12 protein-coding genes and 1 pseudogene are annotated in these 14,485 nt (G+C 53.6%); 7 read left to right on the top strand and 6 right to left on the bottom strand.

Annotated features, from left to right (window positions below):
• Positions 1-510: 510 nt before the first annotated feature.
• Entirely contained in the window at positions 511-1,398 is an 888-nt protein-coding gene (gene dgcS / locus RC73_RS18935) for a diguanylate cyclase DgcS (RefSeq protein ID WP_319618883.1), read from the bottom strand.
• 185 nt (positions 1,399-1,583) lie between these two features.
• Here dgcS and RC73_RS18940 point away from each other — a divergent pair, with 185 nt between their 5' ends.
• Positions 1,584-3,530 (top strand): monovalent cation:proton antiporter-2 (CPA2) family protein, encoded by a 1,947-nt coding sequence (locus RC73_RS18940; RefSeq protein WP_039036093.1) that lies wholly within the window; start codon positions 1,584-1,586, stop codon positions 3,528-3,530.
• A 132-nt stretch (positions 3,531-3,662) separates the two neighbouring features.
• Positions 3,663-4,625 carry a hypothetical protein gene (locus RC73_RS18945; protein ID WP_160289591.1) on the top strand — a complete coding sequence of 321 codons (963 nt, stop codon included), beginning with the start codon at positions 3,663-3,665 and terminating at the stop codon, positions 4,623-4,625.
• A 7-nt stretch (positions 4,626-4,632) separates the two neighbouring features.
• On the opposite strand, the gene RC73_RS18950 is transcribed toward RC73_RS18945, so the two are convergent.
• The 4 genes from RC73_RS18950 to xseB form a co-directional block, all read right to left on the bottom strand.
• A complete protein-coding gene (locus tag RC73_RS18950; RefSeq protein WP_039036095.1) occupies positions 4,633-5,757 on the bottom strand; it encodes a patatin-like phospholipase family protein in 1,125 nt (374 codons plus the stop codon).
• 162 nt (positions 5,758-5,919) lie between these two features.
• On the bottom strand, positions 5,920-7,785 hold the full coding sequence (gene dxs, locus RC73_RS18955) for a 1-deoxy-D-xylulose-5-phosphate synthase (protein ID WP_039036096.1): 1,866 nt from the start codon (positions 7,783-7,785) through the stop codon (positions 5,920-5,922).
• Positions 7,786-7,806: 21 nt separating this feature from the next.
• The gene (ispA, locus tag RC73_RS18960) at positions 7,807-8,688 is read right to left on the bottom strand and encodes a (2E,6E)-farnesyl diphosphate synthase (protein WP_039036097.1); all 882 of its coding nucleotides are present in this window, start codon (positions 8,686-8,688) and stop codon (positions 7,807-7,809) included.
• Positions 8,689-8,928, bottom strand: a complete 240-nt coding sequence (xseB, locus tag RC73_RS18965; RefSeq protein ID WP_039036098.1) for an exodeoxyribonuclease VII small subunit — start codon at positions 8,926-8,928, stop codon at positions 8,689-8,691.
• Positions 8,929-9,323: 395 nt separating this feature from the next.
• Here xseB and pomA point away from each other — a divergent pair, with 395 nt between their 5' ends.
• The 3 genes from pomA to thiI all read left to right on the top strand — a co-directional run bounded on the left by pomA (position 9,324) and on the right by thiI (position 12,648).
• On the top strand, positions 9,324-10,091 hold the full coding sequence (gene pomA, locus RC73_RS18970) for a flagellar motor protein PomA (RefSeq protein ID WP_039036099.1): 768 nt from the start codon (positions 9,324-9,326) through the stop codon (positions 10,089-10,091).
• A 4-nt stretch (positions 10,092-10,095) separates the two neighbouring features.
• Complete coding sequence (locus RC73_RS18975) at positions 10,096-11,031, top strand: flagellar motor protein MotB (RefSeq protein ID WP_039036100.1); 936 nt, start codon at positions 10,096-10,098, stop codon at positions 11,029-11,031.
• Positions 11,032-11,193: 162 nt separating this feature from the next.
• Positions 11,194-12,648, top strand: coding sequence for a tRNA uracil 4-sulfurtransferase ThiI (gene thiI, locus RC73_RS18980; RefSeq protein WP_039036101.1), 1,455 nt, complete (start codon positions 11,194-11,196; stop codon positions 12,646-12,648).
• Between the two features lie 66 nt (positions 12,649-12,714).
• On the opposite strand, the gene RC73_RS18985 is transcribed toward thiI, so the two are convergent.
• The gene (locus RC73_RS18985) at positions 12,715-12,993 is read right to left on the bottom strand and encodes a hypothetical protein (protein ID WP_039036102.1); all 279 of its coding nucleotides are present in this window, start codon (positions 12,991-12,993) and stop codon (positions 12,715-12,717) included.
• Between the two features lie 185 nt (positions 12,994-13,178).
• On the opposite strand from RC73_RS18985, the gene RC73_RS18990 reads away from it, so the two are divergent.
• Positions 13,179-14,090 (top strand): transcriptional regulator GcvA, encoded by a 912-nt coding sequence (locus RC73_RS18990; RefSeq protein ID WP_025012011.1) that lies wholly within the window; start codon positions 13,179-13,181, stop codon positions 14,088-14,090.
• A gap of 174 nt (positions 14,091-14,264) precedes the next feature.
• Positions 14,265-14,485 (top strand): annotated as a pseudogene (locus tag RC73_RS21530) (helix-turn-helix domain-containing protein); the annotation flags it as partial.

Raw genomic sequence — 14,485 nt, forward strand, 5'->3', positions numbered from 1 at the left:
CCAAAACTCACCAATGAACTTGATCCTAGCGGCTAGCTAAGTTGTAGCCAATCACCTGCGGTGCGCTCTCGCACAGGCGATCCTGTGACTCGGCGAGAGTTGCATAGCAACATGCTTTCGAGCGCGAGTCATGGATGACGAGCTGGCCGTTAAACAGGGAAGTTGTTGCGAGTACGTCCCTGTAAGCTCTGTCTCGCCATCCCTAGCTCGGAAGGTCACAGTTCCGCCTGTGCCTGGAAATTAGGTGTATGTCTGAAGACACTTCAGATGTTTCAAGCTACTCAGTGCTAACAGAATTGCACCAATCCCCCTCAATGTCGCCGACAGCCGTTGGCGCAAATAACGTGGCTTAGGGCGAATACTCATCACTAGCGAAGATGGACTTGAGTACCAAATCCGCGCGGTTGATATGAAAACCAAAAGAGTCCTCTTGGTCGAGGGGCAAATCGAGGGGCACAGCACCGCGACTTATAGTCTCGATCGCGGGCTAGTCTCAATCGCCGGCTAGTCTCAGTCACGGGTCGCGACACAATATCTATTACGGCCGGTGGCCTTGGCGCGATAAAGCGCGCGGTCAGCCTGTTCAAACAGTTGATCCTGATTGATTCCGGCGCTCCAGACGGCGATACCTATACTGCTGGCGATGCCGTGGCGCTGAAACAGGGGCTCCTTGGTGAGCATTTCAAGCAAGCGTTCGCTCATGCGCACTGCCGACTCCAGATTGCCTTCCACCAATACCACAAACTCGTCGCCACCTATGCGAAAAGCCTGGTCGGCATTGCGGATGCCACACTTAAGCAGCTTGCCGAACTGAGTCAGCACTCTGTCACCAAACTTGTGGCCGAGACTGTCGTTGAGCTGCTTAAAATTATCCAGATCAAGCACCACCAGAGATATCGGGCTGTGAGCCCGTCCGGCTCTGGCGAGCGAGGTGCGGATACACTGACCGAAATAGTGGCGGTTGCCAAGCTCGGTCAGGGAGTCAAACATCGCCTGCTCCGACATCTGCGAATAGGCGATGGCGTTGAACAGCGGTTGTGACAGTAGGGCTTCTATCTGCTCAAGCTCTGCCTGCTCTACCGGGCTCAATACTCTTTGCAGCCGGTAGAGTAGTTTGGCGGTACCCAGTTTACTGATCAGTTCTCTGCTCACTGTGCTCTGAGAGGTGCGTCCCCAATGAAATTGATGTCCTTGAACTTGTAACTGCACTCCCTGTACCGGCAAATATTGTTGCAGTAGCTTGCCATAGCAGGCAAATACTGTCCGCGGATCGAGACTTGCGTGTAACCGTTGAACCGCCTGCAGCAGATCCATTCTGGGGTGGATAGCCTGAGGTTGATCAGACAGATACTGATAGTCTTCAGGGTAAAACTCTGTTGCCAGACCAAAGTCCATCATAAATACTCCAATAAGGCAGAACCTTTTTCTATAGTTAATCTGCAAGATTCGTGCCTGGTCGACCTTGGGCTAATTTGTATTGAGATCTCATTGAGTTAAGCTTTTTAGTGCTAAGTATATTGCGGTGACAAGTATTTGACACTGACAGAATAATGAACTGAACCATTGATAGCGGGGGAGTGTGCATGGAACATGGATTCTTTATCCAGATCCTTCTGATGCTGGTTATCGCCATAACAGCGATAGCCTTGCTCAGGCGCATAGGCTTGCCCGCTATTCTTGCTTATCTGTTGACCGGGGTTATCAGCGGCCCCTCGGGATTCAATTGGTTTTCGCAGCACCAGATGCAGTCGGTAGCTGAACTTGGAGTGGTACTGCTGATGTTTACCCTGGGACTGGAATTTTCCGTACCCAGGCTCTGGGCCATGCGCCGCACTGTATTTGGCCTCGGCAGTGCTCAGGTGGTATTGACCACCTTGCTGGCCATGGGGGGCGGATTACTTTTTATCAGCGACGTGACTCAGGCGCTGGTGATAGGTTCAGTGACGGCTTTGTCTTCCACCGCCATAGTGTTGAAATTGCTTAACGACAAGGGCTGGCTCAAGCGTCGTCATGGCGAACTGTCGGTCAGTGTGTTGCTGTTCCAGGACTTAGCCGTGGTGCCCTTGCTTATTCTGCTGCCTTTGCTTGCCGATGGCAGCGAACCTTTGACGGCCTTGCAGCTTGGGAGCGCGCTGGGGAAAGGGATCCTGGCCTTTATTGTGCTGATGGCCTTTGGTAAGTGGGCTCTGCCCAAACTGTTTGATGAAGTCGCCCGTTCCCGCTCCAACGAGTTGTTTGTGTTGTCGACTCTGGTGGTCGCGCTCTTGACCGGTGCCTTTACCCAATGGTTGGGGTTGTCCATGGCATTGGGGGCCTTTATGGCGGGGATGCTTCTGGGCGAGAGCCAGTACCGGCGCCAGTTGGAGGCAGATATTCGCCCGTTTCGGGATCTCTTGATGGGGCTATTTTTTATCTCCATTGGTATGTTGCTCGACTTCGGATTGGTATTGGCCTATTGGTGGCAAATCTTGCTGTTGCTGTTGGCGGTGATAGTCGGTAAGACAGTTATTGTCTTTACTTTGCTGAGGTTGGTTAAAGAGCCTTTTCGGGTAGCCATGTCTACCGGCCTCAGTCTGGCACAGGTGGGGGAGTTTTCATTCGTGGTGCTGGCACTGGCAGTGAGTTATCAATTGTTGGCCCCCAGTGTCAGTAATACTTTGGTGATGGTGGCTGTGCTGTCCATGGCGCTGGCGCCGGCATTGGTGCGTCATAGCATAGACATAGCCCGGCTGCTGCAGGGCCTTAAACCCAGGCCGGAACCGGCAGAAAACCTGCCGCCTTTGGATCCTCAACAAGATCTGGTTCTGCTGCTGGGTTATGGCCGGGTTGGGCAGACCATAGGGCGGTTTCTCAAGGCCGAAGCTATCCCTTTTATTGCCCTCGACCGGGATCCCTCCCGGGTTTCCGAGGCGCGCCGGGCCGGAGAGCCTGTGTATTTCGGTGATGCTTGTAAGCGCAGTTTGCTCAAACAAGCCAATGTGCGCCACGCCAAGAGCATAGTGCTGACCTTTTGCGAGCAACCGCAGTTGGAAGAGGCTTTGGTATTGTGTCGGCAACTGGCACCCGAGGCGAAGATCATGGTACGCACCCGGGATGACAGCGAACTTGAACAACTGGAGCAGGCCGGTGCCAGTCAGGTTATTCCGGAAACTCTGGAAGGCAGCTTGATGCTGGTGTCCCAGGTATTGTATCAGTCAGGGGTACCCTTGTCGCGGATCCTCAAACGGCTGGAGTCGGAGCGGCGCAACCATTATCAGTATCTGCACGGTTTCTTTTCCGGTGAGGAAGCCGACTTCTCTCTCGAATTACTACATGCAGTGGCTCTGCCAAGAGGCGCCAGCGCCGTGGGAAAATTCAGTGCCGAGATCCCCTGGCAACAGCTCAGGGTGGAACTGAGAGCCGTGCGCCGCGGCGGCAGGGAGTACGAGCCGCCGGATGAAGATTGGCAGTTCCGCGCCGGTGATACCTTGCTTATTCGCGGTAAGCCCAGAAGGGTGGAGAAAGCCGAAGTTATTTTGCTTCAAGGCTGATTGCCCGGCCGTTGGCGTTGGTTTTATTTGTACTTTAAATGGGGTACTCTGCGACCTTTGTGGAGCTGAATGCCGGGAAGGACCGCTTGGCTGCATGTTGCAGCGACTTTTTCTGAATAAGCGCAAACCCGAGTGACCTACAAGGAGTTGGCAACCGTGACCCATGACAGTAATGATGGCCCCGATATCTCGTTCGAGGAACTGTTTGAGATTTTGACTTCTACCCAGCAGCTGCTGTTTTGCCGTGATGGTGATGTGCCGCTGATCCTGCCGGCGAATATTGATGGCAATGAACAGGCCAGTCATTGTTATGCTTACCTTCCCATGATGGCTGAGCAGGACGCGAGCCGGGTGCTTGCAGAGAATCTTAAACAACCGGCTGATTACTATCTCAAACCCATGCATTGGCAACGGCTTATTCTGACCGCTCATGTCAATGAGGTGTTGTTGCTGGAGCTGGCGGGCAAACTCGTGCTGCCGCGGGAAGAGCAGCAAACCTACCTGAGCTATATGGCGGCGCGCCTCAATGGGGAAGATTGTGTGCTGCGGGTCAACAATGTGGAAATTAGCCCTTGGCTCACCGGAGAAGCCGACGCCTGGGAGCTGGTGGAAGCACTGTTTGCCCGTTACGGCTCACTCAAGGGGATCTGGCTGGCCGACTGTCTGTGGCAACAGGCCGATGGCAAACCCGGTAAGCTGATTATTCTCGATGCCGAGCTGGCCAGCTACGAGATGTCGGCCGCCTTGCAGGATCAGGCCAAGGCGCTGGGGTATACGCTTGTCCAACTGAAAGATTTGACTTTGGATTATCAGTTGGATGCGCTGACCATACTGCCGCCGCTGGTGAGCCGAAGTCAAACGGGGGAAGTGCGTCTCTATGTCGGTGACCCAAGCCAGCCCTTTATTCGGTTTCAGCGCCACCAGATAGTGCAAACCAGGGGCGATAACCTGGAGACGGATGCCGGTGGTTTACAGCAGGGCGCTGAGAACATAACCGTGACCGACAATGAGCGACAGCAAGGCACCACCCCAACATTTGCCGTAACTTTGGTCTCAGTGTTGCTGGTGCTGGCTCTACTTATCTTTTTCGCCTGATCCATGTTCAACTGATATCGAAAAAGGCTTTCAATTCATCAATCTGGCACATGGCGTCCTGATAGCCCAAATCTATCAGGGCGCCTGTGTAGGCGTTTTCAAACAGCAGATAAGACACAATACTGGTGTCCGACTGGCTATCTATGCCAATCAAAGCCAGTAGCCGGCGAATGGCGAAGGGCATCTCCTGATAGTAACGCTTGGCCAGCTCACTGAGATCTTCACTGGGTTTAATCACCAAAGTATCAATCGGCCTCAAATCCAACTGTTGGCGACTCGGTTCCGGCACCAGCGCCAGAGTGCTGTTGATGCGCCTGAGCCGCTCCAGATCTGAGTTCAGGGTATCGGAAAATATGGTATCCAGCAGATGACCGGCAATGGTGGCCGTCTTGGGATGATAATCCAATTCAAGGGGCGTGTTCTTGTGTGGGCTGTCCAGGTTGATCACCATGATCCGCTTGGCGCCCAGATGTATCGGGCTGGAAAGCGGCGCCAATTGATGCACTGAGCCATCGCCATAGTAGGACTGGGACAGCTTAATTGAGGGAAACACCATAGGAATGGCGGAGCTGGCCATCAGGTGCTCTGTGTGCAGCCGGGTGCGCTCGCCGCTGCGTCTGGCCCTTTGCCAGTTTTCCAACTCTTTGTGGGCCTGAAAGAAGGTCACGGAGCGGGAGCTGTTGTAGCAAGAGGTGTCAATGCTCAGCGCCATCAGGGAGCCGCCGCGGATGTTGCGATCGATTCGCTCGAAGTTAATCAGCTCATTGAGTAGTTGCCGCAAGGGTTCATTGTCCAGCAAACTGCCGGCGTCGGTATTGACCAGATCTCCCTGCATGCCACGAAGGGCCATCTTCGCCAGGTGTGCCAGCACGCCGGTATTGGAGGCGCGGTAGACTCTCTCTGTGTGGATATTACGCCAGATCCATTCCAGCTTTCTCAGTCCCAGGTGAAAGCAGGAGGCGTGGGTAGCGATGGCGGTGCCATTGATGGCTCCGGCCGATGTGCCGCAAACAATCTTGAATGGAATGGCGTGATTGCGGGGATAAAACTGTACCAGCGCCTTGAGCACCCCAACCTGATAGGCCGCCCTGGCACCACCGCCCCCCAACACCAAAGCCCTGCTTTCCGGCACGGCGCCTCCTTTGCTAAAGCCCAAAACCATAAGAGAATGCCAAGGTATTATTTTGCAGACACGGCTTGGCTATCTCAGTTTAACTCTAGTTGGCTTTCCTGTGGTCGGAGAAGCAAAAAACCGCCCTGAGGCGGTTTTTTTTAATGGTAGCGTATGCTTACCTTATGCGAGCCGGTTTTGGATCTGCTCGAGAATACCACTGGCATCCAGCTTGAGTTCAGTCAGTATCTCTTCCGGTGAGCCGTGTTTGATAAATTCATCCGGCAGACCAATTTGCAGCAAAGGCTTGCTGATCCCCTGGCTGGCCAGATACTCGAGCACGCCACTGCCTGCGCCGCCCATGATGGCGTTTTCTTCCACTGTTACCAGCAAGTCGTGATTGGCGGCCAGTTCCTTGATCAAATCTTCATCCAAGGGTTTGACAAAGCGCATATCGGCGACTGTGGCATTGAGGCTTTCGGCGGCTTCCAGGCTGGCAGCCAGGGTAGTGCCGAAGTTAAGAATGGCAATCTGTTTGCCCTGACGTCTAACAAGGCCTTTACCTATCGCCATCGCCGTCATCTCTTCAACCTGCTCGGCGCCGGTTGCACTGCCGCGAGGGTAGCGCACTGCGCTTGGGCCCTTATCGTAGCAGTAGCCGGTGTAAAGCATCTGCCGACATTCGTTTTCATCGGATGGCGCCATTATCACCATGTTGGGTACGCAGCGCAGGTAGCTGAGATCGAAGGCGCCCTGATGGGTAGGGCCATCGGCGCCCACAATGCCGCCGCGGTCAATGGCAAACAGTACTGGCAGGCGCTGCAATGCCACATCGTGGATCAACTGATCATAGCCGCGCTGCAGGAAGGTGGAGTAAATGGCCACTACCGGTTTATAGCCTTCACAGGCAAAGCCGGCACCTAAGGTCACTGCATGTTGCTCGGCGATGGCGGCATCGAAGTATTGCTCGGGGAATTTCTGGGAGAACTCCACCATGCCGGAGCCTTCGCGCATGGCCGGGGTGATCCCCAGTACCTTGTCATCCTTGGCGGCAATGTCGCACAACCATTTGCCGAACACCTGGGAAAAACTGGGTTTCCCGGGTTTGGTGACCGGTTTGCAAAATTGTGAAGGGTCAAACTTGGGCACAGCATGCCAGCCGATGGGATCTTTCTCCGCAGGCTCATAACCTTTGCCTTTCTTGGTCATGATATGCAGCACCTGCGGCCCCTTGAGGCTGCGCATGTTACGCAGGGTTTCTACCAGAGCATCCACATCATGGCCATCGATAGGACCTATGTAGTTAAATCCCAGCTCTTCAAACAGGGTTCCCGGTACCACCATGCCTTTAAGGTGTTCCTCGGTGCGGCGCGCCATCTCTTTGATGACGGGCATGCCCTTGAGTACTTTCTTGCCGCCTTCTCGTATCGTGGTGTAGAAGCGGCCTGACATCAGCTGTGCCAGGTGGTTATTGAGGGCGCCGACGTTTTCCGAGATAGACATCTCGTTGTCGTTGAGCACCATCAGCATGTCTTTGTGCAGATCGCCGGCGTGGTTCATGGCTTCAAACACCATGCCGCCTGTCATGGCACCATCGCCTATCACGGCTACTACCTTGCGGCCGGCCTGTTCTTTATCCGCGGCGACCGCCATTGCCAGTGCGGCGGAAATTGAGGTGCCGGAGTGGCCGACACTGAAGGTGTCGTACTCACTCTCTTCCCGCCAGGGGAAAGGATGCAGACCACCTTTTTGGCGTATGGTAGGCATGCGATCGCGACGACCGGTAAGGATCTTGTGCGGATAGGCTTGATGGCCCACATCCCAGACCAGGCGGTCAAACGGGGTGTTGTAGACATAATGCAGCGCCACGGTCAGTTCGACCGTACCTAAGCCAGAGGCAAAGTGACCGCTCGACATGCCCACAGATTTTAATAAAAACTCCCTGAGCTCGTCGGCCAGCTGAGGGAGCAGGCTTTGTGGAAGTTGACGTAACTCTTCCGGGGTATTGGCCTGTGCCAGCACAGGAAACTGAGTGATATCCAGACTCATAACGAGATACTTTGTCTCTTTTTATACTCTTCGCTCAACGATATAGCGGGCGAATTCGGCAATTAACTGGCTATTGTATGGCAATTTTGCCAGCGCTGATAGTGCATCTTCCAGCAGTTTTTGAGCTGTAGTCTTGGCGCCTTCCAGCCCCAACAGTTTCGGGTAGGTACTCTTGTTGGCATCGAGATCCGAACCCTGGGGTTTGCCAAGCTCTTCTGTGCTGCCGGTAATATCGAGAATGTCATCCTGTACCTGGAACGCCAGGCCCACGGCATCGGCGTATTCCAGCAGTGCTTGTTCTTCTTTGGCGTCAATATCGGCGGCAATGACCGCAAACTCGACGGCGCAGCGGATAAGGGCCCCTGTCTTCAATCTGTGCAAGGCGGTGAGTTGCTCAAGCGAGATCTCTTTGTCGGTGGCATTGAGATCCTGCGCCTGGCCGCCGCACATACCGCGGTAGCCGGATGCTTTTGCCAGCGCCTGTACCAGACGCAGGTGTTGGCGGTCGCTGAGGCCTTCAATGTCGCTGCTGATAAGTTCAAAGGCCAAGGTCTGCAAGGCATCACCGGCCAGAATAGCGGTGGCTTCGTTAAAGGCGATATGCACGGTTGGCTGACCGCGGCGCAGGGCATCGTCGTCCATGGCCGGCAGATCGTCATGGATCAGCGAATAGGCGTGAATACATTCTATGGCGGCGGCGCAATCATCGAGACGCTCAAGGGGGACGCCGAGCATCTCGCCTACAGAGTAGACCAGAAACGGCCGAATACGCTTTCCACCCAGCAGGGCTCCATGACGCATGGCGGCCTTGAGTCTGGGCTCGGTATCATCCAGGGTGTCCAGTATGGTGGCAATTCTTTGATTGACTCTCTGCTGGTATTGGTTAATAGCTTGGGTTAACACTCACTCACCCTCGACTGTAAATGGGCTCAATGGCGCCTGGGGATCCTGTGCCAGCAGTATGGCTACTTTCTGCTGTGCCTGTTCCAGTTTGGCTTGGCTGCTGCGCACCAAACCTATGCCACGTTCGAACTGTTTTAGCGCGTCGTCCAGCGATACTTCACCGCGTTCCAGTTCGACGACTATGCGTTCCAGCTCGTTGAGAGATTCTTCAAAACTCAGATTTTCGGGTTTTTTGGCCACAATCAGTTTCCTTGATGCACCTTGGTTGCCGGCCCATTCCTGCGACCTGATTGGCACGGTGCAAAGGTAAAAGGAGAGAGGGAGGGCTGCAGGTGTCTTGGCGTTATGTTCAGCGTGACACAAGGTATATCAGGGCGCGATAAGGGTCAAATTGAAGCGCCCGTTATTTGCTCAACAGCACGCTTTGTCGCTGATTTTTTTTAGAGAAAATTAAAATCTTCCTAAACTTGCTTAAGCCCTGTCCGATAACTCAAAATAGAAACTATTGAAAATTATCATATTCATCTCCTGTGAATAGCCAAGATCCTATATCACCCTTTGGGGCGGATCGGCTTGTATGGGATAGAGATCCCGGCCACACTGTGTCGGGTCTGCTTTAGAGGTGAGGAGCCACTGTGGATTTAGCAACCCTGATAGGACTGGTAGGTGCTTTTGCTTTTATTATCATGGCAATGGTCAGCAGTGGCGGCATTGCCATCTTTATCGATGTACCCTCTGTATTGATCGTGCTTGTCGGCTCGCTGTTTGTGGTGATGATGAAGTTCAACCTCAAGCAGTTTTTAGGGGCGGTCAAGATTGCCGCCAAGGCGTTTATGTTCAAACTGGATAAACCTGAAGAGTTGATTGAACAGTCGGTTACCATGGCAGACGCTGCCCGTAAAGGGGGCTTTCTGGCGCTGGAAGAGGCGCAAATTTCCAACAGTTTTATGCAAAAAGCGGTTGATATGCTGGTGGACGGCCATGACGGCGATGTGGTGCGTGAAGCGCTGGAGAAAGATATTCAACTGACCGAAGAGCGCCATAAGGCGGGGATCAGTATCTTCAAGGCTCTGGGTGATGTGGCACCGGCTATGGGTATGATAGGTACTCTGATTGGTCTGGTGGCCATGTTGTCCAACATGGATGACCCCAAATCCATCGGCCCGGCAATGGCGGTGGCCTTGTTGACCACCTTGTACGGCGCCATTATTGCCAATATGGTGGCGATCCCGATTGCCGATAAACTGGCGCTGCGGATGAACGAAGAGATGCTTAACCGCAATCTGATTATGGACGCTGTACTGGCTATTCAGGATGGCCAGAACCCCAGGGTGATTGAGGGCTTCCTCAAAAACTACCTGTCAGAGAAACAGCGCAAAATAGATACAACGGACGGAGAGTAGCACTATGGCCAAGCCCAAGTGTGATTGTCCGCCACCCGGTGCACCCATGTGGCTGGCAACCTTTGCCGACCTGATGTCGCTGCTGATGTGTTTCTTCGTGTTGCTGCTGGCTTTCTCTGAAATGGATGTCATGAAGTTCAAACAGATAGCCGGCTCGATGAAATACGCCTTCGGGGTGCAGAACAAGGTGGAAGTGAAAGATATTCCCAAAGGCACCTCAGTGATTGCGCTGGAGTTTCGCCCCGGACGTCCGGATCCCACCCCGATTGAAATAATTAACCAGCAAACCAACGAGATGACCCAGCAGATCCTCGAGTATCAGGAAGGGGATGACGACAGTGCCGGTGGCGTGCAGCAGCAAAGGGGCGAGCAGCGTGGCGGCGAGGCTTCGGCCACGGCGCAAGAGCAGGCCGAAGACAAGAAGACCCAGGAGCAGCAGGCAGCTCAGGATCAGATTAACGAGCAGGTCAAGAAGATGGCCGAGGCGCTCAACAAAGAGATAGTGGATGGCGCTATTGAAATCGAGTCTCTGGGGCAGCAGATTATCATCCGTATTCGGGAGAAGGGCGCCTTTGCCTCAGGTTCGGGGTTCCTGCAGCCCAGGTTCAAGCCTGTGGTGCAGGCGGTTGGTGAGCTACTCAAAGATGTGCCCGGGATCATCACTGTCTCCGGCCACACCGATGACATGCAGATAAGCAATGAGCTGTATAGTTCCAACTGGGACCTGTCCAGCCAGCGGGCCGTGGCCGTGGCCCACGAATTGGTCAAGGTGCCCGGCTTTGATGCCAGCAGAATGAAAGTGGTGGGCATGGCCTCCACTGCGTCTTTGGTGCCGAATGATTCGCCGGAGAATCGCGCCCGTAATCGCAGGGTGGAAATCTCCATTGAGCAGGGCAAGGCCAAAGAGTCTGATGAGATTGAAGTCGATCCCAATCTTTGATGGCGCAGCAGCATCAGAATCACAGCAGCCTGAAAACGGCTGCTTTTTTTAGGCATCTGCAATCCGGACACGGCTTTGGAGTGGCAAATCTCTGTGCCAGTTAGCGGGTCTTTGTTATAATCCCACGATTGCTGTTTGAAATTTTTTTTCCTCGGGATCCCCATGAAGTTTATCGTAAAGCTGTATCCAGAAATCATGATGAAGAGTAAACCGGTAAGAATGCGTTTTACCAAGATGCTCGAGTCCAATATCCGCAATGTACTCAAAAAAGTGGATGAAGACGCTGCCGTTACCCGTCAGTGGGATCGGATTATGGTGCAGGTTCCCAAAGACAAACCCCAGCTAAAGCAAGTGTTTGCCGAGCGTTTAGCTTGTATTCCCGGGATTTCTACCATCAGCCAAGTCAATGAATACAACTTTGAAACTGTTGATGATATCTACCAGCATGCTCTCAAGGTGTATGCTGACGAGCTGGCGGGCAAGACCTTCTGTGTCCGCGCCAAGCGCAGTGGCAAGCACGACTTCAGTTCGCAGGATGTGGAGCGTTATGTAGGTGGTGGCCTGAACCAGTTTACCGAAGCTGCCGGTGTGCGCCTCAAAGACCCGGATATGACCATTCATCTGGAGATCAACAACGACAAACTCTACCTGGTAGAGAAAAAGATCCCCGGGCTTGGTGGATTCCCGATCGCGACCCAGGAAGATGTGCTGTCCCTGATCTCAGGCGGTTTTGACTCAGGGGTATCCAGTTTCCAATTTATCAAGAAGGGTTCCCGTACCCACTATTGCTTCTTCAACCTGGGCGGTGCCCAGCACGAAATCGGAGTTAAGCAGGTGGCGCACCATTTGTGGAAGACTTATGGCGAGTCGCATAAAGTCAAGTTTGTGACAGTTCCCTTTGAGCCCGTAGTGGCCGAAATTCTCGAGCGTATAGACAATGGCCTGATGGGCGTCATACTCAAGCGGATGATGATGCGCGCCGCGGCCAGAGTGGCGGAGCGTATGGGAGTTCAGGCGCTGGTCACAGGTGAGAGCCTGGGACAGGTATCCAGCCAAACCTTGACCAACCTCAATGTGATTGACCGCTGTGTCGATACCCTGATCCTCAGACCTTTGATCACCATGGACAAGCAGGACATCATCAACGAGAGCCGCAAGATAGGTACGGAAGACTTTGCCAAGTCCATGCCTGAATACTGCGGCGTGATTTCACAGAAGCCAACGGTCAAGGCAGTATTGTCCAAGGTCGAAGCCGAGGAAACCAAGTTTTCTGAAGATCTGCTGGACAGGATTATCGCCGATGCCGTGGTTATGGATATTCGGGAGATAGCAACCGACATGGATACCAAAGTAACGGAAACCGAAACCGTCGCCAGTGTCGGCCAGGGTGAAGTGGTGCTGGATATCAGGGCGCCGGAAGAGGAAGAGAGCAAGCCGTTGCAACTGGAAGGTGCCGAGATAGTTCATATTCCTTTCTTTAAACTGGCCAGCGCCTTTGCCGAGCTCGATAGCAGCAAGACCTATCTGCTCTATTGCGACCGCGGCGTGATGAGCAAACTGCAGGCGCTCTACCTTCAGGAGCAAGGGCATGGTAACGTCAAGGTTTACCGCCCTTGATAAACAAAAAGCCGCCTCTATTGAGGCGGCTTTTTGCTGCTGACGTTCAGCGAAGTCCTTTGGGGCTCAGTTAAGCTGAACCTTTGATGGACTGGCTGCCGCGTCTTCGGCCAACAGCAGTGTCGGCTCGTCCAGCGCATGGGTTCTGAGCTCTTCGCCGCTGGCGGCAATGTTACGGCTCAGCTCCTGCTCAAGCAGTTTGAAGTCTATCTGCACCGCAGGGGCTTCGACAGCGACTCTGGGCAGTGGACGAGCTTGCGTTGGCGCAGAAAGGTTTTCCGCGGCCACTGCGCTGGTGCTCATGCCAAGCAGCAAGAGCACAAAAGCGGATTTAAAGTTCAACATGGGATGCCTCCGGGTGAGAACGGGCACTGAGTGCCAGTGTCAGACCTTCCCTTCGACTGCTCAGAGATTGTCTGAATATTCAACTTTTCGGGGTGAAATTTAATCAAAAGCGCTGGCTTTAACAAACGATAAAATGTAACAATCTGGATTAGAAAAACTAATTAAAAAACGAGAAGTGGATCACTATGTCAAAACGACTTCCTCCGCTGAATGCGGTTAAGGCGTTCGAGGCGGCAGCAAGGCATTTGAGCTTTACCCGCGCCGCCGAAGAACTGTTCGTTACCCAGGCCGCAGTGAGTCATCAGATCAAGGCGCTGGAAGACTTTCTGGGATTAAAATTATTTCGCCGAAAGAACCGCTCGCTGCTGCTGACCGAAGAGGGGCAAAGCTACTTCCTCGATATCAAGGATATTTTTACTCAACTGTCGGATGCCACCGACAGGCTGTTGGCCCGTAGCGCTGTGGGGTCCTTGACAGTCAGCATGTCGCCCAGCTTTGCCATTCAGTGGCTGGTGCCGCGTCTGGCGAAATTCAGCGAGAAGAATCCCGATATCGATGTGCGGATCAAGGCGGTGGATGCCGAGTTCAGTGCCCTGTCAGACGATGTGGATGTAGCTATTTACTATGGTCAGGGCAACTGGCCTGGGCTCAGGGCCGACAAACTGCGCAACGAAGTGCTGATCCCCGTGTGTTCGCCAATGCTGCTCAACGGTCCCAAACCATTGGAAAAGCCTGCCGATCTCAAGTATCACACTCTGCTGCATGATATGAGCCGCCATGACTGGCAGGCCTGGTTCCGTCAATGTGGCGTAACAGATGTCAATGTGAATCAGGGGCCGATTTTCAGCCATTCATCTCTGGTACTGCAGGCGGCGGCCCATGGCCAGGGGGTTGCTCTGGGCTACAGCGTGCTCGCCCGCCCCGACATCAAGGCCGGGCGTTTGGTCTGTCCGTTCCAGGAGGTTCTGGTTAGCAAAGATGCCTATTATCTGGTGTGCCAGCAAAAGCATGCCGAGTTAGGTAAAATCGTCGCGTTCCGCGAATGGATGCTGGATATGTTTGCCGAGGAGTCGCGTAGTGAATTGTTGCCGGGATAAGTCGGTAACAGGCTTCTGTGCAAAACAGCAAGGCACTACAAAGAAGTGAAAGCTTGCAGTTTATAGGGACCCGAATTCAGATAATAAGTGCACCACTCATGGTTAAACGGTGAGGAGAGATCAACTGCCTGTTGGTGATACTCTGTAGTCGCCAAACAAACATGAGTAGTTACCATGAATTACAAGCAGTTGATCGAGGGACAACGATACCAGATTGAGGCCTATTTACGCGAGGGTTTCAGTTTTCGGGAGATAGGAAAACGTCTGAAAGTAAGTCACAGCACAATCAGCCGGTCGGGATAACCATTACTTGCCGAAAGTCGCTCAGGCGAAGGCATTAAAACGTCGTTGTCAGTCCGCGAAGTCTAGAATATCTGGACTGACCATCACCTTTG

The organism is Shewanella sp. ECSMB14102 (genome assembly GCF_000813075.1).
GTDB classification, from domain to species: Bacteria; Pseudomonadota; Gammaproteobacteria; order Enterobacterales; family Shewanellaceae; genus Shewanella; species Shewanella indica.